Origin of the sequence: Pseudescherichia sp. AS216 (genome assembly GCF_037152055.1) — a bacterium.
Lineage (GTDB): Bacteria > Pseudomonadota > Gammaproteobacteria > Enterobacterales > Enterobacteriaceae > Pseudescherichia.
In genome coordinates this window covers 1-329 of sequence record NZ_JBBCMV010000030.1, presented here as the reverse complement: position 1 = coordinate 329, position 329 = coordinate 1, and the positions used below count along the sequence as shown (strand labels likewise).

The following is a 329-nucleotide window of genomic DNA, read 5'->3' as shown; positions in this document are numbered from 1 at the left end:
TCCTGACAGGAGACCAGACTGGCGGTGGCCACTGCGGCAGGCCTGCCGTTGATGAAGACATCAGGTGAGCCGGTAGTGATGACGCCCTGCTGCGTCATGCTCCCGGCTCCGTCCTCTGCCAGCGTGTCCCTTGCCGCCGTTGCCAGCTCACCGGTAAGCCAGCCCACAGCAACGCTGACCCCGACAAGCAGCACGCCCACGCCCAGGCAGGACGCGCTCATTCCGGCAATAAACAGCGCCCCTGCGGCAAGGCCTCCCGCTGCGGCAATAAATCCACCCACAACGGTACCGGCCATCATCCCGGCCAGGGCGGCGGAGTGACCGATGTC

1 pseudogene is annotated in these 329 nt (G+C 66.3%); it reads right to left on the bottom strand.

The annotated features are described in order from the left end of the window. Positions 1-329: pseudogene (locus WFN61_RS20780) on the bottom strand (hypothetical protein); the annotation flags it as partial.